This is a genomic window from Shinella sp. CPCC 101442 (assembly GCF_024704725.1).
Classification (GTDB): Bacteria; Pseudomonadota; Alphaproteobacteria; order Rhizobiales; family Rhizobiaceae; genus Shinella.
Genome location: NZ_JALIQS010000004.1, coordinates 292,692 through 311,695 on the forward strand (window position 1 = coordinate 292,692; position 19,004 = coordinate 311,695).

Annotated in this window: 17 protein-coding genes and 1 riboswitch; of the genes, 6 read left to right on the top strand and 11 right to left on the bottom strand. The window is 64.2% G+C overall.

The features are described from left to right. Window position 1: 1 nt before the first annotated feature. A complete protein-coding gene (dut, locus tag MUO32_RS16845; RefSeq protein WP_257949523.1) occupies window positions 2-475 on the bottom strand; it encodes a dUTP diphosphatase in 474 nt (157 codons plus the stop codon). Window positions 476-570: 95 nt separating this feature from the next. Here dut and MUO32_RS16850 point away from each other — a divergent pair, with 95 nt between their 5' ends. Then, the gene (locus tag MUO32_RS16850; protein WP_257949524.1) at window positions 571-2,151 is read left to right on the top strand and encodes a peptide chain release factor 3; all 1,581 of its coding nucleotides are present in this window, start codon (window positions 571-573) and stop codon (window positions 2,149-2,151) included. Between the two features lie 67 nt (window positions 2,152-2,218). Next, a riboswitch (TPP riboswitch) is annotated at window positions 2,219-2,315 on the top strand. Between the two features lie 42 nt (window positions 2,316-2,357). Next, the gene (gene thiD / locus MUO32_RS16855; RefSeq protein WP_257949525.1) at window positions 2,358-3,230 is read left to right on the top strand and encodes a bifunctional hydroxymethylpyrimidine kinase/phosphomethylpyrimidine kinase; all 873 of its coding nucleotides are present in this window, start codon (window positions 2,358-2,360) and stop codon (window positions 3,228-3,230) included. 36 nt (window positions 3,231-3,266) lie between these two features. Here thiD and MUO32_RS16860 read toward each other — a convergent pair whose 3' ends face one another. From MUO32_RS16860 to MUO32_RS16875, 4 genes are all read right to left on the bottom strand, one after another. Then, on the bottom strand, window positions 3,267-3,878 hold the full coding sequence (locus tag MUO32_RS16860; protein WP_257949527.1) for a LysE family translocator: 612 nt from the start codon (window positions 3,876-3,878) through the stop codon (window positions 3,267-3,269). 128 nt (window positions 3,879-4,006) lie between these two features. After that, entirely contained in the window at window positions 4,007-4,807 is an 801-nt protein-coding gene (locus tag MUO32_RS16865; protein WP_257949528.1) for an AraC family transcriptional regulator, read from the bottom strand. A 3-nt stretch (window positions 4,808-4,810) separates the two neighbouring features. After that, window positions 4,811-5,215, bottom strand: a complete 405-nt coding sequence (locus MUO32_RS16870; protein WP_257949529.1) for a GFA family protein — start codon at window positions 5,213-5,215, stop codon at window positions 4,811-4,813. Window positions 5,216-5,270: 55 nt separating this feature from the next. After that, on the bottom strand, window positions 5,271-6,182 hold the full coding sequence (locus MUO32_RS16875) for a pirin family protein (RefSeq protein ID WP_257949530.1): 912 nt from the start codon (window positions 6,180-6,182) through the stop codon (window positions 5,271-5,273). A gap of 273 nt (window positions 6,183-6,455) precedes the next feature. Here MUO32_RS16875 and MUO32_RS16880 point away from each other — a divergent pair, with 273 nt between their 5' ends. Continuing rightward, window positions 6,456-7,277, top strand: coding sequence for a class II glutamine amidotransferase (locus MUO32_RS16880; RefSeq protein ID WP_257949531.1), 822 nt, complete (start codon window positions 6,456-6,458; stop codon window positions 7,275-7,277). On the opposite strand, the gene coaBC is transcribed toward MUO32_RS16880, so the two are convergent. The 6 genes from coaBC to ubiE form a co-directional block, all read right to left on the bottom strand. Next, entirely contained in the window at window positions 7,270-8,475 is a 1,206-nt protein-coding gene (gene coaBC / locus MUO32_RS16885; RefSeq protein ID WP_257949960.1) for a bifunctional phosphopantothenoylcysteine decarboxylase/phosphopantothenate--cysteine ligase CoaBC, read from the bottom strand. The two genes, MUO32_RS16880 and coaBC, sit on opposite strands and share 8 nt — an antisense overlap. Before the next feature lie 106 nt (window positions 8,476-8,581). Then, window positions 8,582-8,809 (bottom strand): hypothetical protein, encoded by a 228-nt coding sequence (locus tag MUO32_RS16890; RefSeq protein WP_257949532.1) that lies wholly within the window; start codon window positions 8,807-8,809, stop codon window positions 8,582-8,584. Between the two features lie 135 nt (window positions 8,810-8,944). Next, a complete protein-coding gene (locus tag MUO32_RS16895) occupies window positions 8,945-9,748 on the bottom strand; it encodes an ion channel (protein WP_257949534.1) in 804 nt (267 codons plus the stop codon). 43 nt (window positions 9,749-9,791) lie between these two features. After that, a complete protein-coding gene (locus tag MUO32_RS16900; RefSeq protein ID WP_257949535.1) occupies window positions 9,792-13,385 on the bottom strand; it encodes a TonB-dependent receptor domain-containing protein in 3,594 nt (1,197 codons plus the stop codon). A gap of 110 nt (window positions 13,386-13,495) precedes the next feature. Further along, window positions 13,496-15,070, bottom strand: coding sequence for a 2-polyprenylphenol 6-hydroxylase (gene ubiB, locus MUO32_RS16905; RefSeq protein WP_257949536.1), 1,575 nt, complete (start codon window positions 15,068-15,070; stop codon window positions 13,496-13,498). 37 nt (window positions 15,071-15,107) lie between these two features. Continuing rightward, on the bottom strand, window positions 15,108-15,884 hold the full coding sequence (ubiE, locus tag MUO32_RS16910; RefSeq protein ID WP_257949537.1) for a bifunctional demethylmenaquinone methyltransferase/2-methoxy-6-polyprenyl-1,4-benzoquinol methylase UbiE: 777 nt from the start codon (window positions 15,882-15,884) through the stop codon (window positions 15,108-15,110). A 175-nt stretch (window positions 15,885-16,059) separates the two neighbouring features. Between ubiE and mutM the strand changes: the two genes are divergently transcribed. From mutM to rpsT, 3 genes are all read left to right on the top strand, one after another. Then, entirely contained in the window at window positions 16,060-16,950 is an 891-nt protein-coding gene (mutM, locus tag MUO32_RS16915; RefSeq protein ID WP_257949538.1) for a bifunctional DNA-formamidopyrimidine glycosylase/DNA-(apurinic or apyrimidinic site) lyase, read from the top strand. Window positions 16,951-16,982: 32 nt separating this feature from the next. Then, on the top strand, window positions 16,983-17,756 hold the full coding sequence (locus tag MUO32_RS16920) for an enoyl-CoA hydratase (RefSeq protein WP_257949539.1): 774 nt from the start codon (window positions 16,983-16,985) through the stop codon (window positions 17,754-17,756). A 192-nt stretch (window positions 17,757-17,948) separates the two neighbouring features. Next, entirely contained in the window at window positions 17,949-18,215 is a 267-nt protein-coding gene (gene rpsT / locus MUO32_RS16925) for a 30S ribosomal protein S20 (protein WP_257949540.1), read from the top strand. Window positions 18,216-19,004 lie beyond the last annotated feature (789 nt).

The window sequence follows — 19,004 nt, forward strand, 5'->3', positions numbered from 1 at the left end:
CTCAGCGAACGCCGGTGGAGCCGAAGCCGCCGGTGCCGCGGGTGGTCTCGCTGGCTTGCGTCGTCTCGCGCACGGCGACCTGCGTGACGGGCGCGATCACCATCTGGGCGATGCGCATGCCACGTTCGATCACGAAGGGTTCGTCGCCGAGATTGATGAGCAGGACCTTCACCTCGCCGCGATAGTCGCTGTCGATGGTGCCGGGCGCGTTGAGGCAGGTGATGCCGTTCTTGAAAGCGAGGCCGGAGCGCGGGCGGATCTGCGCCTCGTAGCCGAAGGGGATTTCGAAGACGAAGCCTGTCGGCACCAGCGCGCGCCTGCCCGGCGAAAGCGTCAGCGGCGCGTCGGTTTCCACGGCGGCGCGCAGGTCCATGCCGGCAGCCCCCGGCGTCTCGTAGGCGGGAAGATCGATGCCCTCGCCATGCGGCAGGCGGAGGAGGGCGAGGGACGGTTGTGCGGGGGCGTGCGCGTTCATGCGGCCCATAAGCCGGCCAGGGCGCCACCCCGTCAATTGCATCTTCCGGGCGGAGCCTGTAAAGACGCCGGCAACTCACAGGATATTGCAGAAAAATGGCTGAAACCCTTGCCGAGGCGGTCTCCCGCCGCCGCACTTTCGCGATCATCGCACACCCGGACGCCGGTAAAACCACACTCACCGAAAAGCTGCTGCTGTTCGGCGGCGCCATCCAGCTCGCCGGCGAAGTCAAGGCGAAGAAGGACCGCATCCAGACCCGTTCGGACTGGATGAAGATCGAGCGCGAGCGCGGCATCTCGGTCGTCACCTCGGTCATGACCTTCGAATATGACGGCAAGGTCTTCAACATCCTCGATACGCCCGGCCATGAAGACTTCGCCGACGACACCTATCGTACGCTGACGGCCGTCGATGCGGCCGTCATGGTCATCGACGCCGCCAAGGGTATCGAGCCGCGCACGCTAAAACTCTTCGAAGTCTGCCGCCTGCGCGATATCCCCATCATCACCTTCGTCAACAAGATGGACCGCGAAAGCCGCGACCCGTTCGAAATTCTCGACGAGGTGGAAGAGAAGCTGGCCCTCGACACGGCTCCGGTGACGTGGCCTGTCGGCCGCTCCAAGACGTTCTGCGGCTCCTATCACCTCGCCGACCGCACCTTCCGCGGCTCGGATACGCAGGTGCAGCCGGTGAAGATGGAAGACGTGGCGGATGTCGCCAAACATCTGCCGGAAAACGAGCGGGACGTCTTCTCCGAGGAACTGGAACTCGCCCGCGAAGCCTGCCGCCCGTTCGATCGGGAAGCCTTCCTCGAAGGCCACCTGACCCCGGTCTTCTTCGGTTCGGCGCTCCGGAATTTCGGCGTACGCGATCTCATCAACGCGCTTGGCGATTTCGCACCGCCGCCGCGTGACCAGGTGGCGGATATCCGCAAGGTCCATGCCGCCGAGGACAAGATGACGGCCTTCGTCTTCAAGATCCAGGCCAATATGGACCCGAATCACCGCGACCGCATCGCCTTTGCCCGCGTCTGCTCCGGTATGCTGGAGCGCGGCATGAAGGTGCGCCTTGCCCGCACGGGCAAGCAGATCGGCCTGTCCGCGCCGCAGTTCTTCTTTGCCTCCCAGCGCCAGCTCGCCGATACGGCCTATGCCGGCGACGTGGTGGGCATCCCCAACCACGGCACGCTGCGCATCGGCGATACGCTGACGGAAGGCGAACCGTTGGTCTTCGAAGGCGTGCCGAACTTCGCGCCGGAAATTCTTCGCCGTGTGCGGCTGGAAGACGCGATGAAGGCCAAGAAGCTCAAGGAAGCCTTGCAGCAGATGGCGGAAGAGGGCGTCGTGCAGCTCTTTTCGCCGGAAGACGGCTCGCCCGCCATCGTCGGCGTCGTCGGCGCACTACAGCTCGACGTTCTGAAGGAACGGCTTCAGGGGGAATACGGCCTGCCGGTCTCCTTCGAAATGTCGCGCTTCTCCGTCTGCCGCTGGATTTCCTCCGACAGCCCGGCGGAACTGGACAAATTCGTCACCCAGCGCCGCGGCGATATCGCACGCGACCTCGACGGCGATCCGGTGTTCCTGGCGCAGGACAGCTTCTCGCTGCGCTACGAGGCGGAGCGCTATCCCGCGATCAAGATGGTTGCCATCAAGGAATACCACGTCACCAAGGCGTAACGGATTGATGCCACTTTGCCGCCTGTCACTTTCGGGGTGACAGGCGGCTCTTCATTTGCGAAAAGCATTGCCGAGACAGGGGCGTCCGCCGGAAGGCGGGCTGAGAAGCACCCTTTGAACCTGAACCGGATCATGCCGGCGGAGGGAGTCGAACGGGCGCCGCATCGCTGCGCGCCTCAAGGCCGCCTCCGTCCCAAGGAGGCGTTATGGCCGATACGATCGCAAACATCCTCTCCATCGCGGGCTCGGACCCGTCTGGCGGTGCCGGCATTCAGGCCGACCTCAAGACGTTTGCCGCACGCGGCACCTACGGCATGGCGGTGCTGACGGCGCTGACGGCGCAGAACACGCAAGGGGTTTCCGGCGTGCATCTCGTGCCGCCGGCTTTCGTCGCGGCGCAGATCAGGGACGTCTTTGCCGATGTGCAGGTTCACGCGGTGAAGATCGGCATGATCGCATCGGCCGAGATCGCGGAAGCGATCGCCGGTGCGCTCGCGCGCCATCGCGGCGCGCCGCTGGTGCTCGATCCTGTCATGGTCGCCAAGGGGGGCGCGTCGCTTCTGGCGCGCGAGGCCGTCGAGGCGCTCACGCGCCATCTGCTGCCGCTTGCCACCGTGCTGACGCCGAACCTGCCGGAGGCGGCTGCTTTGCTCGGCGAGGCGGAGGCAGCCGACCGGGAAACCATGGCGGGCCAGGCTAACCGGCTGCTCGCGCTCGGCCCCAAGGCGGTGCTTCTGAAGGGCGGGCACTTGCCGGGCAACCAGTGCCCGGACGTGCTGGCGACGCGAGATAGGCTGCGCTGGTTCGAGGGCGTGCGCGTGCTGACGCGCAACACCCACGGCACCGGCTGCTCGCTGTCGAGCGCGATTGCCGCCGAGCTCGGCAAGGGAAAGACCCTCCCCGATGCGGTGGCGGCGGCAAAAAGCTTTGTCGCCGGCGCCGTGCGCGGGTCGGATGCGCTGGCCGTCGGCTCCGGCCACGGCCCGCTGCATCATTTCCACGCTCTCTGGAATGAGAGCATTTCCAGCCGAAGCGGCATCGCTTCGGCATCGGATAATTCGGCTAAAACAAACCCATAGAATGTTTCCGGTGAAACGGATGTCACCGGAAACATTCTAGCGGTCCGCAAGCGCGAGCCGCAGGCCCATCAGGCCGAGGGCGGCGGCAAAGCTTCGCTGCATCCAGATCATGATCCCGGGACGGCTCAGGACCTGCCGGCGCAGGCCTGCTGCGAGCGCGGCATAGAGCGCGAAGACGACGAAGGTCATGAACATGAAGACGCCGCCGAGGACGAGCATCCGGGCGGTTACATCAGGCGCGTCCGCCGGCACGAACTGCGGTAGGAAGGCGAGGAAGAACAACGAGAGTTTCGGGTTGAAGATATTGGTCAGAATGCCCTTTCGCACGATGCGAGGCGCGCGTTCCGCCGGCTGGTCCGGCCCGAAATCGAGCGTGTTGCTGTTCTTCAAAAGGCTCCACGCGATGAAGATGAGGTAGGCGACGCCGATGTAGCGCAGCACTTCGAAGGCCAGCGCACTGGCATGCAGCACGGCGGCAAGGCCGACGACGCTGGCGAGAATATGGGGAATGATGCCGAGCGTGCAGCCGAAGGCGGCCAGAACGCCGGCGCGAAAGCCGCCGCTGATGCCGAGCGCCAGCGTGTAGATGACGCCCGTACCCGGCAGCAGGATGACGACGAGCGAGGTGATGAGGAATTCGGTGGTCATGTGGTGTTCCCATGCTGAGGAGCGGGCAGGAAACACCGGAGCGACCATCGCGGTCTTGAACGAAATTGCAGGACAAGCAATTCCAGCAAAAGCGTGAAGCGGTTTGCGTCCGGAGTTGCGAAAGGTCCCTAGGTGCGGGCGGCGAGCCAGGCACCCGGCGTATAACCGTAGCGGCGGGTAAAGTTGCGCGTCATATGGCTCTGGTCGGCAAAGCCCGCCTCCGACGCCGCTGCGGCGAGCGGCGTTCCCGTGGCAATCAGCCGGCGGGCGAGTTCGGTGCGGCGCTGGAGCAGATAGGCGTGCGGCGTCAACCCTGTCATGCGGGCGAAATCGCGCACCAGCCGGAAGCGGCCGATGCCGCTTTCCTCGGCGAGTTCTTCGAGGGTGATCGCTGTGGCCGGTGCGCTGTCGAGCCGGTCGCGGGCGCGGCCGATGCTCGAGGTAGCGATGCCGGCGCGCCTTGGCGGGCGTTCGTGCAGCACGGCCGCCAGCAGCAGGAGAAGACGCTCTTCGTGGGCGAGCGGTGCTGCGATGCCGTCCAGCAAGGCGGCGAGGGCTGCTGAGGCCAGGGCGGCCACGCGCCGATCCTCCAGCACCGGTGCATGAAATTCCTCGCGCGGCGGGCCTTCAAAGATGTCATCCGCCGCGGCCGCGACGATCTCCGGTCGGAGATAAAGCATCCGCCAGGCACGCGGCGTGTCGCCGATCGGGACGCCGTCATGGACCTCGCCGGGATTGACGGTGATCGTATTGCCGGCCTCCGCCATCACGCGGCCCCGCCCACTTGCGGATGTCTGAGCGCCGCGTTCGATCATCCCGATGCCGTAGGTGTCGTGGCTGTGGCGCGCGAAGGTGTGGCTGCTGTCAGCGACGACGGCCTCGACGCCGTCGATATCGGTCCGGAAGATCTGGAAGTGCCCGATGGACATGCCTCACTCCCGGGGTGTGCCGGCAAGGGCGGTCGTTTCGCCAAACCAGTCGGTGGCGGAGGAGCACCAGATCTGGCGCGCCGGTTTCAGGCTAGCGCGCTGGTTGATGCTCCCCCAGCGGATGCCCCAGGTTTCGGCATCCTCGCCCGTTCCCGTCGAAAAGAGCGGCGTGCCGCATTCGGGGCAGAAGGACAGCAGGCGCGCACGGCCGCTTTCGGCGATCTTGGTGTAGATTTTTGGCGGGTTGGCGGTGAGGCGCACAGCCGCGCGTGGCGCACGGACGGTCACACGATAGGGCGAACCGGTCAGCCGCTGGCAGTCCGTGCAATGGCAGATCAGCACGGCGCCGGGGTCGATCTCGGCCTCGTAGGTGACGAAGCCGCAATGGCATTGCCCGTCAATGTGCATGAGAAATCCTTCCGCCGCAGCGATGGACGGAAGGATAGGGGCTTGGCGCGTGGCGTCAATGCGCCGGCTTGATGAAGGTGCCGTTGCGAAGCTCGCGCATCGCCTGCTCCAGCTCGGCCTGCGTGTTCATCACGATCGGGCCGTGCCAGGCGACCGGCTCCTGGATCGGCTTGCCGGAGACGAGCAGAAAGCGGATGCCTTTCTCGCCGGCCTGCACCGTTACCTCGTCGCCGGTGTCGAAGACGACGAGCGTGCGGTTGCCGGAGAGGTCGCGGATGTTCAGCTCCTCGCCCTGGAACTCCTTCTCCACCTTCACGCCGAACGGCTTGGACGCGTCCCGGAACGTGCCGGAACCCGCGAAGATATAGGCGAAGGCCGAGCGGTAGGTGTCGACCGGCAGCCGCTTCGTCTGGCCCGGCGGCACGGAGATGTCGAGATAGACGGGCTCGGCGGCGATACCGTCGACCGGGCCGGTCTTGCCCCAGAAGCTGCCGGCGATCACACGGGCCACGGTGCCGTCGTCATCGACGACGACGGGGATATCGCCGGACTTTATGTCCTGGTAGCGCGGCGCGGTCATTTTGAGCGACGAGGGCAGGTTGGCCCAGAGCTGGAAGCCGTGCATCTTGCCGGCGAAATCGCCGCGCGGCATTTCCTGGTGCAGGATGCCGCTGCCGGCGGTCATCCACTGCACGTCGCCCGCGCCCATCACACCGTGATTGCCGAGGCTGTCGCCGTGTTCGACGGAGCCGGCCAGAACGTATGTAATGGTTTCGATACCGCGATGCGGATGCCAGGGAAAGCCGCGGATATAGTCCTGCGGATCGTCGTTGCGGAAATCATCCATCATCAGGAAGGGATCGGTCATCGACGGATCGCCGAAACCGAAGACGCGGTGCAGTTTCACGCCCGCGCCTTCCATGGCGGGGCGGGCAATGCTTTCATGTTTGACGGGGCGTATGGACATGGGAAAGTCCTTTCGTTCGGGGTGTTGAAGCCCTTATACGCCGCAGCCATCGTTCACGAAATCTGGCGCGTGCAGAACGGACTGTTCACAAAATCCTGTTCCGCCGGAAACTGCCGCCGGAGACCATCGTCATCACAATGACACGCATGGTTTCGCCCTGTTTACTTTCGTTAACGCATTTTTACCCATTTGCGTTGAAAATCCGGGCAGTGCCATGGTTAATGCGTCGGGTCGAGCACCGGTTCGCGCCGGTCCAAACAAGCGGGAAGTGTCATGTGCCGTTGGGCAGCCTATCGCGGAGAGCCGCTTTTCCTCGAGGAACTTGTATCCTCGCCCGCGCACTCGCTGATCGAACAATCCCATTGCGCCACCCGCGCCAAGACGGCGACCAATGGCGACGGCTTCGGCATCGCCTGGTATGGCGAACGTCCAGAGCCCGGCCGTTACCGCGATATCCTGCCGGCGTGGTCGGACTGCAACCTGCGCAGCATCGCGCGCCAGGTCCGCTCGCCGCTCTTCCTCGCCCATGTGCGGGCAGCCACCGGCGGCGGCACGCGGCGCGACAATTGCCATCCCTTCGTGCAGGGCATCTGGTCCTTTATGCACAATGGCCAGATCGCCGATTTCGAGCATCTGCGCCGCCCGCTCGAAACGATGCTGGACAACGACCTCTACCACGCCCGCACCGGCTCGACGGATTCGGAGCTTCTCTTCCTGCTGGCGCTGCAGTTCGGCCTTGCCCGCGATCCGCTGGGCGCCATGGCCGAGACGATCGCCTTCGTGGAGCGCCTCGCCGCGCATCTGGAACGCCATGTGCTCGTACGCTTCACCGCCGCCTTCACGGATGGTCAGCAGCTTTATGCGGTGCGCTACGCCACGGACTACAAGGCCCCGACACTCTATGCCGCGCCGATGGGCGAGACGGGCGGGTACTGCCTCGTTTCCGAGCCGTTGAACGACGATACGGAAGCCTGGGTGGAAATTCCCGATGGCAGCGCCGTGGTGCTCGGCGAAAACGGCGTCGACGTGCGCATCTTCTCACCCGCCGGCCGGCCGGCAAGCGCCATGGACGCAAAGCTCAGCCTCGTCAGGTAAGTCTTGCCGCGATCCAGTCGGCGAGACGACCCGCGACGTCGTCCTTGGCAAGCTCCGGCCATGCCTCGATGCCATCGGCCGTGATCAGCTTCACGCTGTTGCGCGTGCCGCCCATGATGCCGGTTTCCGGTGAGACGTCGTTGGCGACGATCAGGTCGGCGCCCTTCTTCTGAAGTTTGATCCGGCCGTTGCTTTCGACATCCTGCGTTTCGGCGGCAAAACCGACGACGACTTTCGGACGCTTCTCGTGGTGTCCGACGGTCTTCAGAATGTCGGGGTTTTCCGCCAGCATCAGCGGCGGCGGGCCTTCGCCCGGCTGCTTCTTGATCTTTTCCATGTTCGGCGTTGCCACGCGCCAGTCCGCGACGGCCGCGACCATGACGGCGATATCCGCCGGCAGCGCGGACAACACGGCGTCCAGCATTTCCGAGGCGCGCTCGACATGGATGACCTCGACGCCCGGCGGATCGGCAAGCGTCACGGGGCCGGAGACGAGTGTCACGTCGGCACCGAGCCGGGCAAGGGCCGCCGCGATGGCGTGGCCCTGCCGGCCGGAGGAGCGGTTGGCGATGTAACGCACCGGGTCGATCGGCTCATGCGTCGGACCCGATGTGACCACGGCCTTGCGGCCGGAAAGCGGTTTGGCGCCATCCTCGAGCAGGCGCTCGGCTTCAGCGACGATCTCCAGCGGCTCGGCCATGCGGCCAAGCCCGGCTTCGCCGCTTTCCGCCATCTCGCCGGCATTGGGGCCGATGAAGGTGAGGCCATCCTTGCGCAGCGTCTCGACATTGCGTCGCGTGGCCGGATGTACCCACATCTTCGGGTTCATGGCGGGCGCCACCAGAACCGGCCGGTCGGTGGCGAGCAGGATGGTGGAGGCGAGATCGTCGGCAAGGCCGTTGGCCATCTTCGCCATCAGGTCGGCCGTGGCGGGTGCGACGACGATGAGGTCGCAGTCGCGCGCCAGCCGGATATGCCCGACATCCTGCTCGTCCTCGCGCGAAAACAGCTCCGTATAGACATGACCCGACGATAGCGCGCCGACGGCGAGCGGCGTCACGAACTGCTGCGCACCCGCCGTCATGACCGGCCGAACCTCCGCACCGCGCTCGCGAAAACGGCGGATGAGGTCAAGGCTCTTGTAGGCGGCGATGCCGCCGGAGATGACGAGGAGGAGGCGTTTTCCTGCAAGCGGCATGACGGATCCCGGGCTCATGAGGCACAAGACCGTCCCCAGACAGGACGGTCATCCCGTCCTACCCCGTTGCCGCGGCATTTCCAAGTCTCGGCCGGCGACGGACGTCTCAGTGGCAGACCTTCACCTTCTTGATGACGAGGTTGCCGTAATAGTCGTATTTCTTGATTTTCTTCCAGAAACATTTCGGCTTGTGGCCGTAGTAATGGGTGACGTGTTCGACGCCGCCCGACATGCGCAGACCGGAGACATCCGGCATCACGCCCGCAGATACGGACACGGAAAAGAAGCTGAAGGACAAGGCGGCAATCGTGGAAACAAGCATGATCCTGCGCATGGGACGGCTCCCCTTTGGCCCTTGGAGAATACGGTCTTGCACTGCAATTCGCCGGTCGATCCGGCTTTGCTAAAGTAACACCTTCGCGCATTGCCGCAAGCGGTCGGCGCGGGCCAACACGGGGTGGTTTTGCACTCAGGCCCCTTCGTCGGGAATATTGAGCACATGGCCGCAGGCCTTGCAGTGCACGGCATCGGCATCATGGCGCGAAAGACCGCATTCAGGACAGGGGAATGTCACCTTGTAGGGTCGGACGATCGCTTGCGCGAGGCGCACGAAAAGCGAAATACCGACGATCATCGTGACGATGGAGGTGAGTTTTCCGAGCGTGCCGGGCAGCGTGATGTCGCCGAAGCCCGTCGTCGTGACCGTCGCGACGGAGAAATAGAGCGCATCGACAAAACCCGCGAACCCTTCGGCGCCGTAGAAGAAGTTGGCGTAGACGAAGCCGGTGACGAGGAAGAGAAAGACGAGAAAGTTCACGCAGGCCTGGATGACGTCTTCCAGATAGCCATAGCCGAAGCGGCGCAAAAGCAATGTCACGAGCTTGCTCTGGCTGATCGACCAGATGCGCAGGACACGCAGGAAGGCGAAATTGTGCAACTGGTTCGGAAAGAGCAGCGTGCCGAGAATGACGATGTCCACCCAGGTCATCGGCCTGAGCGCCCAGTACCGCAGGTTCGGCGCAATCAGCGCCCTTGCGCCAAGCTCGAAGGCGATGACCGCCGCAATGGCATAGTCGAGGATGACATAGGCCGAGCCGGTGCGCAGATACGGCCCGGCGATGAAGAAAATCAACACCACGATGTCGATGAACAGCATAGCAAGCTGAAACCGCACTGCCTCCCGGTCACGCCCGAAATAGAGCCCGCGCAACTGGCGGCGCGTCCGTTCGAGAAAGGATGGCGGTTCGGTTGCGATTAGCGGTTTGTCGATCATGCCGAAAAGACTAGCGCCGGGCGGGTGCCGGTCAAGCGGCGTATCAGAAGTTCGCTTTCAGCGTCGCAAGGAAGCTGCGGCGGGGGCCGGGAACGTCGAAGGCCATGTCGACATGGTTGTCGAAGATGTTGAGCAGCGTCAGGCCGAGTTCGAGATGCCCGGTTTGGGATTTCCAGGTCAGCGCCGCATCGGTCGTCGTATAGCTGTCGATATCGATGACGAAGGGGCCTGAGTCGAGATCGTAGCCCTGCACGCCCGTACGCTCGCCGACAAAGGTCTGGGCGAGACTGAAGGTGATGCGCGACGGGTGCACATAAGTGAAGCCGACCTGCCCGACATAGTCGGGCACGAGAGGAACGGGGAGGTCCCCGCCGGTCAGGAAGGTCGTATCCTTGCTGTCGTACCAGGTGAAGGAGCCGAACAGCCCGAGCCCTTCGCCCACCCAGTAGTTGGCGCTGACATTCACGCGATCGATTTCGCCGGTCGCTGTCTCGAACGCGCTTGCGAAGCCCGGAGCGCCGATGCTGGAGCCATCGAACGTGACATGCTGGTAGTCGAGCGAGGTGAAGAAGCGATCGCTCCACTCCGCGTCCCAGCGCACCATCGTCGTGTCTTTTTCACCCTGGATGAAGAGCGGAATACTCAGCGGCACAAGGCCGACCGTGGAGACGGGCGAGAGCGTCTGGGTAACGGGATATTGCGTATCGCGGCGATAGGCGGCGCGCAGCCAGTGGTTTTCGACCGGCGTCCAGGCAATGCCGAAGCGCGGATCGACTTCTTCCAGCGTTCCGCTCTTCGAATCGAACCAGGAATAGTAGGCGCCAGCCTGAAGCTTCAAGTCGTTGGACACATCGAGTGTCGCATCGGCGTAGAGCCGCGCGGCGCGCCAGTCGGACGGGTAGCCGTATTCCGAGATAAGGTCGTCCGCCGGCCGGTTGAAATAGCGCGCGACGTTCCATGAGGTGCTGTCATACAGTTCCGCGCCGTAGCGCATCGTGAACGGGCCCACGCCAAAAAGGTGGCTTACGCCGCCACTCAGGCTTTTGGCCTCCGATGTCTGTTCGAACGTATACCCGCCGTCGCCTTCGGGATTGATATCCCAGTCGAAGCCTTCGTAGTGTTCGAGCGACGTGCTGTGTTCGTACATGGCGAAGGCCTGGACGACGTTCTTTTCGGAAATCGTGTGGCTCCATCCGCCGCCGATCGTGTCGCCCTTGCTGGTCAAGGCATCGTTTGGCGTCGGGTAGAACAATTGCCCGGGATAGCCGATGCGTGCCCGGTTGAGATGACCGAAGAGATAGACATTGTCCGCAAGCGTCGGGCGCAGGCCGAGCTCGAACGCCCCGCCTTCGAAATCGTTTCTGTCGTTCTCGCGCACGCTTTCCGGCCGGGAGATCTGGCCCATGAAATTGTAGCTGAGCGGGACGACGTCGTAATTGGTGCCGTGGAAGCTGACGTCGCCGTTCCAGCCGGTGACCCCGGGCTGGGCGGAAAAGCCGCCGATCACCGAGGTCTCGAAGAACGCCCGGCTTTCAATGGAGTTGGCGCGCTGCTGCGAGGCGACGCCGAGCGGATCGAGCAGGAAGTTCTGGATGTTGGTCGGCAGGAAGATCGAGCCCGAACCGTAGCGATAAAGGCCGCTCGGCGGCGTGACGACGAACGGGCTGAGCTGGCCGGCGGACTGTTCGTCATCATAGCTGGCGGCCAGGAACGGATCGTAGGCGCGCGCCTTGTGGTACTTGCCCCATTCGTCCAGGCCGAGATTTTCCAGCGCGTCGCCGAGTACCGAGGAGGCCTGCCGGTGTACGTCATAGCCGGAATAGAAGCCGCCGCGTGCCTGGCGCCGGCGCAACCCCTCGCGCGCGTCGCGGATCGCATCGTCGGCGCGGAACTGGTCGATGGCGACACCCGCACGGATCATGGCGATCGAGGGATTGTCCTTGTCGAAGCGGTCGGCATTGTCGAGCGCCTGTTCGGTCTCCTGGACCGCGCCGCTCTGGTAGCTGGCAATGGCAAGGCCGATCAGCGCGCCGCCATAGGTCGGGTTGATGGCGGCGGCCTCGAGAAGAACCTTCTTGCCCTCCTCCGTCTTGCCCATGCGCAGGAGATAGCGCCCCTTGGCGGCGAGCACGGCATAGGTGTTGGGGTCCAGCGCCTCCGCCGCGTCCAGTTCGCGCTTCGCGTCCGCCATCTGTTCGTGGCCCATCAGGAAGAGCGCGTAGTTGGTGCGCACGGCGATGTTTTCGGGATTGAGCGCGACGGCGCGGCGGTGCGCCGCATCCGCCTCCATCGTGGCATCACGGTCGCTCTGGACGCCGGCGAGGTCGTCCCAGGCCGCGTCGTCGCCGGGGGCGATCTCGATTGCGCGTTTCAGGTCGGCGAGCGCCCCGTCGATATCGCTCGAAATGACGGAGCGGTAGCGGGCGTTCGTTGTCAGATAGCCGACATCGTCAGGGTCGATCGAGCGGGCACGGTCCAATGCCGCGCGGGCCTCGTCGCGCCGGTCGAGTTCGAGGGCAAGGCTCGCGCGCATCGCCGGCAGGCCGGCATCGTCCGGGAACCGTTTCTCGGCCTGTGCCAGAAGGGCGATCGCGGCGGCCTGTCCCTGCAGATGCGCGACGACCGAAGCCTGCACGGAGGCTTCGCCGGGTGTGGCGGGCGTGCGGGTGAGATAGGCCGGCACCTTCTTCTTGTCGGGATAGGCGAGCGACGACGCGATCCATTCGCCATAGTCGGCCATCACGCGCCGCTCGCCGGAAAGCCGGGGCCGAGCCTCGCGGAAGAGGCGGATCGCATCGCCATAGCGCAGCGCATTGCCGGCGATCATGGCTTCTACCAGGACGGCGCGGGCCTCCAGCGCCGCGGGAAGGGGGCGCGGCAGATGCGAAAGCGCGTCTTCCGCCACCTGGCGGCCGTCGGCGGGCAGCGCCAGCTCGGCGAGCTTCAGCCAGTCCTCCCGGCTGCGCGAAGCCTCCGGCTTGTCGAGAAGCCGCCGCCTGTCGCCCCGCGCATCGATCGTATTCTCGCCCGAGATCGGCAACGTGATGAACATGCCGCGGATCTCGCCATAGAGCAGTATCTGCTCGCGCTCTTCGAGATTGACGAGCACATATTTGCGGGGGGCCTCGCCAAGGGTCGCCACGGCGCCTTCGCCCTGGTTGACGGTGACGCTGCCATGGGCGTTGCTGAGTTCGACCGTACCTTCGAGCACGGTGAGCGTGGTGCGGGTGCCGTTCGTGTTGAGTGCCCAGTCGGTGCCACGAATGGCGGCTGCCGCGGCAGGGGTGTCGATCACGATACCACTGCCGCCGCGTTGGGCGCGGCCCCAGATCGTGCCGCCCTCGAGGTTCAGCAGGCTGTCGGAGGTGCCGTCGATCTTGCGCACGCGCAATACCGTCTCGCGCGCCATGCGCACCAGCGTGTTATCGGCAAAGCGGATGGCGAGGCTACCCAATGCATTGGTGCGCAGCGTGTCGCCGGCCAGCAGGTCCTGGTTGACTTCGACGCCCTGCCAGTCCTTGGCCTCGACGAACTGGACTTCTTCGCCGCTTTTGCGCTCGACGACGGCACCATCCGCGGTGGAGGCGCGCGGGAGCACATCGGCAAAAGCCGGCACGACACCCCCAACGAACGCCAAGGTGGCAACGCCCAGTCTCAAAGCACGCATGAAATAGTTGATCGTTCACCCTCGAAGGCGACGATATGGGTGCAATTGTTTGGCGTTGTCAACGATGGGCGACAACCGCGTCAGCCGAGTTTCCAGGCGATGTAGACGAGTGTTGCAGCAATGACCCAAAGCGCGATGCGCCCCGATCTGCCATGGCGGGCCTCCGAACGGCCGATGGCCTCGGCGGTATCCGCATCGAAACGCAGCCCTTTTTCGGCCATCGATGTCAGGTCCTGCGAGAATTTCTCGGCCTTGGCGGCGATTTCGGGGGCGGCTTCCGCAAGGCGCAACGCGGCATGCGCACCGTCGCGCAGGTCGGTCAACAGGCGCTTCGGTCCCAGATTGTCCCGGATCCAGTCGCCGACGACCCCTTCGGAAGCTTTCCACATGTTGAAGCGGGGGTTCAGCGTGCGCGACACGCCTTCCACCACGACCATGGTCTTCTGCAGCATGACGAGTTCGGTGCGGGTTTCCATGTCGAAAAGCTCCGTCACCTCGAAGAGTAGCGTCAAGAGCTTGGCCATGGAGATCGTCTCGGCCGGCTGGCCGTGGATCGGCTCGCCGATGGCGCGGATCGCCTGGGCGAAGCTCGCGGTATTGTGGTGGGAGGGCACGTAACCCGCCTCGAAATGCACATTGGCGACGCGCTGGTAGTCTCGCGTGATGAAGCCGTAGAGGATTTCCGCGAGGAAGCGGCGTTCTTTCTTGCCCAGTCTCCCGACGATGCCCATGTCGACCGCGACGACGACGCCCTCAGGGTCGACGAAGAGGTTGCCCTGGTGCATGTCGGCATGGAAGAAGCCGTCGCGCAGCGTGTGGCGCAGGAAGGACTGGATCAGCGTGTCGGCGAGCTTGTCCAGATCATGGCCGGCGGCGCGCAGGCCCTCGACATCCGACATCTTGATGCCGTCGATCCATTCCATCGTGACGACGTCGCGGCCGGTGCGCTCCCAATCGACTTTCGGAACACGGAATCCGGGGTCGCCGCTGGTGTTTTCGCCGAGTTCGGAAAGGGCAGCGGCCTCCAGCCGGAGATCCATCTCGACCTTGGTCGTCTGCTCCAGCGTGCGCGTCACCTCGACGGGCTTCAAGCGGCGCGTGTTGGGCAGGATCTTCTCCTGCAGATGTGCGGCGGCATACATCGCCTCGAGGTCATGGGCGAAGCGCTGACGCACGCCGGGACGGATGACCTTGACCGCCACCTTGCGCTCGCCAGTGGCATCGCGCACCGTCGCGGGATGGACCTGGGCGATGGAAGCGGCCGCGACCGGATCGCCAAAATCCGCATAGAGATCGTCGAGCGTCCGGCCGAGCGACCCTTCGACCGTCGCCACCGCCGCCGCGCGCGGAAATGTCGCCATGCGGTCCTGAAGGGCGGAAAGCTCGACGGCGATCTCGGCGCCGACGACGTCGGGGCGCGTCGCCAGAAACTGGCCCATCTTCACATAGGAGGGGCCGAGGCGCTCGATGGCGCGGGCAAGCCGGTCGCCCCGGTCTTCACGCGACGCCTTGCGACGCTCGAGGAGGCCGGCGAATGCGTGCGCCGTGCGGGCGAGCGGCGGCATGCCCTCGGTCGGCAGCGCCGAGACGACGCCCTCGCGCACGAGAACCCAGCCCACGCGGGCGAGGCGAAGATAGGCGCCGATGACACTCATGCGAAAAGGCACTGCTTGGGGAGGGGACGAACCATGTTCAGAGCTTCCAGCCCGAATGCAGCGCGGCGATGCCACCCGTGTAATTGGTGTAGCTCACGCGCGAAAACCCGGCGGCGCGGATCATCGCGGCGAAGTCTTCCTGATTGGGGAACTTGCGGATCGATTCCACGAGATACTGATAGGGCTCGGCATCGCCCGTGATCATCTTGCCGAACTGTGGGATCGCGTTGAACGACCAGGCGTCATAGACCTTGTCGAGCAGCGGCATTTCCACCTCGGAGAATTCCAGCACCAGGAGGCGGCCGCCGCGCTTCAGCACGCGATAGGCTTCCGACAGCGCGACATCGATGCGCGGCACGTTGCGGATACCGAAGGCGATCGTATAGGCGTCGAAACTGTTCGCCTCGAAGGGCAGGTCTTCGGCATTAGCCTCGACGAAGTCGAGATTGGCGGAAAGGCCCTTCTTGGCGGCGCGGTCGGCGCCCACGCCGAGCATCGAGCCGTTGATATCGAGCACGGTGGAATGGGCCAGGCGGTCGGAGGCCTCGATGATGCGGAAGGCGATGTCGCCCGTGCCGCCGGCAACATCGAGCGTCCGGTAGGACGCATCCTTGCGCGGGTTGAGGCTTGCGATCATCGCGTCCTTCCAGACCCGGTGCAGGCCGGCGGACATGACGTCGTTCATGATGTCGTAGCGCTTGGCGACCTTGTGGAAGACGTCGTTGACGAGCGCCTGCTTTTCGCCCTCGCGAACCTCGCGAAAACCGTAGGAGGTTGCCATGCCGCCGTCTGCGGATGTGCGCTGTTCCGTCATCGTCGTCTCCATGGGCCGGTCTGTCGCAGCCATATTGCCGCAAAGACCATAGCGAATTGGCTTTGGCCGCGCTATCTGAACGCTTCGCCGGGTATATAGGACATAGATTGCCGAGAGGGAAATGCCGGAGCGCGGCAAATGCGCTCAAGGTTAAATCCCGTTCAAGGAGACGAACATGCCGGAACTGCCGGAAGTGGAAACGGTCAAGCGCGGGCTGGCCCCCGTCATGGAGGGATCGCGGATCCGCCGGGCGGAGCTGCGCCGTCCGGATTTGCGTTTTCCCTTTCCTCCGGCCTTTTCCGAAAAGCTGGAAGGCCGACGCGTCACCTCGCTTGGCCGGCGGGCCAAATACCTGCTGATCGATATCGAGGGCGGCGATGTCGTCATCGCCCATCTCGGCATGTCCGGCTCCTTCCGGGTGGAGGGGGCGGAGGTTGCCGAGACGCCCGGCGAATTCCACATGCCGCGCAGCAAGGACACGCGCCACGATCACGTCGTCTTCCATCTGGAGACGCCCGAAGGCGAGCGCCGGGTCGTCTACAACGACCCGCGCCGCTTCGGCTTCATGGATCTCGCCAAACGCGAGGACCTTGCCGGCCACGCCTTCTTCCGCGATCTCGGCGCGGAGCCGACGGGCAACACGCTCGATGCCGATTATATCGCTGCAAAATTCCGCGGCCGGCAGACGCCGTTGAAGTCGGCCCTGCTCGACCAGAAGAACATAGCAGGCCTCGGCAACATCTATGTCTGCGAGGCGCTCTGGCGGTCGCATCTGTCGCCCGAGCGGCTGGCCGGAACGCTGGTGACGGCGGCGGGCAAGCCGAAGAAGGAGCTTCTCGCCCTGACCGAGGCGATCCGGCAGGTCATCGCCGATGCGATCGAGGCGGGCGGCTCCACGCTGCGCGACCATATTCGCGCCGATGGCTCGCTCGGCTATTTCCAGCACTCCTTTGCCGCCTATGACCGCGCGGGAGAGCCTTGCCGAACGCCCGGTTGCACGGGCACGATCGGCCGCATCGTGCAGAGCGGGCGATCGACATTCCACTGCGCCGCCTGTCAGAAATAGACCGGCCGAAGCAATCAAGAGGAGAGAGACACATGGCCTATGAAACCCTGCTGGTGGAGACGCGCGGACGCGTCGGCCTCATCACGCTCAACCGGCCGCAGGCGCTGAATGCGCTGAACCGCAAGCTGCTCGAGGAGCTGAAGAGCGTGCTTTCCGGCTTCGAGGCGGATGCAGGCATCGGCGCCATCGTCCTCACCGGCTCGGAAAAGGCTTTTGCCGCCGGTGCCGACATCAAGGAAATGCAGCCCTACGGCTTTGCCGATGCCATGATGGACGATCTCGCCGCCGGCTGGGACGAGGTCGCGGCCTGCCGCAAGCCGATGATCGCGGCCGTCAGCGGCTTTGCGCTCGGCGGCGGCTGCGAGGTCGCGATGATGTGCGATTTCATCATCTCCTCGGAGACGGCGAAGTTCGGCCAGCCGGAGATCACGCTCGGCATCATTCCGGGCATGGGCGGCACGCAGCGCCTGACGCGCGCGCTCGGCAAGTCGAAGGCGATGGATCTCATCCTGACCGGCCGCCTGATGGATGCGGCCGAGGCCGAGCGCTGCGGCCTCGTCGCCCGGGTGGTCGCGCCGGAAAAGCTCCTCGACGAGGCGCTGGCGGCGGCGGAAAAGATCGCGGGCTACTCGCTGCCCTCGACCATGATGGCCAAGGAGGCGGTAAGCCGCGCCCATGAGACGGTGCTGTCGGAGGGCATGCGCGCCGAGCGGCGGCTGTTCCATGCGCTCTTCGCCACCGAGGACCAGAAAGAGGGCATGACGGCCTTCATCGAGAAGCGCAAGCCGGTCTTCAAGAACCGTTGAACCTGTCGGGACGGCGTTTCTTGCAGAATCCGCGTTGACGACCCCGCCGTTTCCAGCTATACGCCGCCCACAGTTTGGAAAGCCGAATTCTGAGGTTTTCCGATATTGCTCCCGAATTGCTTGGATGACAGGTCGCAGTGACCCGGCACGGCGAGGGTGGAGTTCGTGTCAGATTTCTGAAGAGAGGCATACATGGCCAATACAACCTCGGCAAAGAAGGCGACCCGCAAGATCGCCGCGCGCACCGCAGTCAACAAGTCGCGCCGTTCGCGCGTCCGCAACTTCATCCGCAAGGTCGAAGAAGCCATCGCTTCCGGCGACCAGGTTTCGGCCGCTGCCGCTCTCAAGGCTGCCCAGCCGGAGCTGATGCGCGCTGCGACGAAGGGCGTGCTTCATTCCAACACAGCGTCCCGCAAGGTTTCGCGTCTCGCGAACCGCGTCAAGACGATGACGGCCTGATCAGCTCACAACCAGAGCTATGCAATATTAGCAAAAGCCCGGCGCCTGCGCCGGGCTTTTTGTTTTGTTTTTCGGCCTCGCTATGGTTAACGTGCACGGCTCGATCGTGTCAAAAGGGTGACGAAGAAAACTCTTTAAATTCAGTTACTTGCGAGAGGTTATCCCGTCCTGTGGTCCCTTTCGTAGCGGGAGTTTGACAGCAATTTGAGTCAAGCGAATTTTTATTTTTTTCGTTTTTGGAGTGCTGCGAAACCCACCCGAAAACAAAGCCATTGATTCCTAACGGATTCTATTGGGAGAGAGGCTTTCCGAGTCAAAAACGCTTCTCCGAGTCAACGCCCGCCCCTTAATTTTGCGTAAAATTCGTGATTGATCTTGGGGCATGATCCTGCCTAAATGCTTTCCACAGGGGGCGCGGACAAAGCCTAAAAATGATCGCCGGAAAGACTGTCTCACAAGGCAGCGGTGGTTGTTTTGCCCCCTGGAACGGAGCGGCCCACGCTTCGTAAAATCATCCAACCGGCAAAGCTTGCCCCAGGTGCCCTGGCACTCTGGAAGAGGCTTTTTGTGACTTTGGTTGCGCCGGATGAAAGCCGCGAGGACGGCCGGATGAACGCGGGCATGCCGGCCGGACGCTCAACGAGGGAGCGGATGGCATGGCTCACAAACGGACCGACAAGGATCGGGCATGATGCCGGATCTTTCGAGGGCCGACTTGTGTTTGGGAACAAGGGGCAGTGCCGAAGGTAGGGGGTCGGCGCAGCCCGGGACACCGGAACTCGTCCGTGC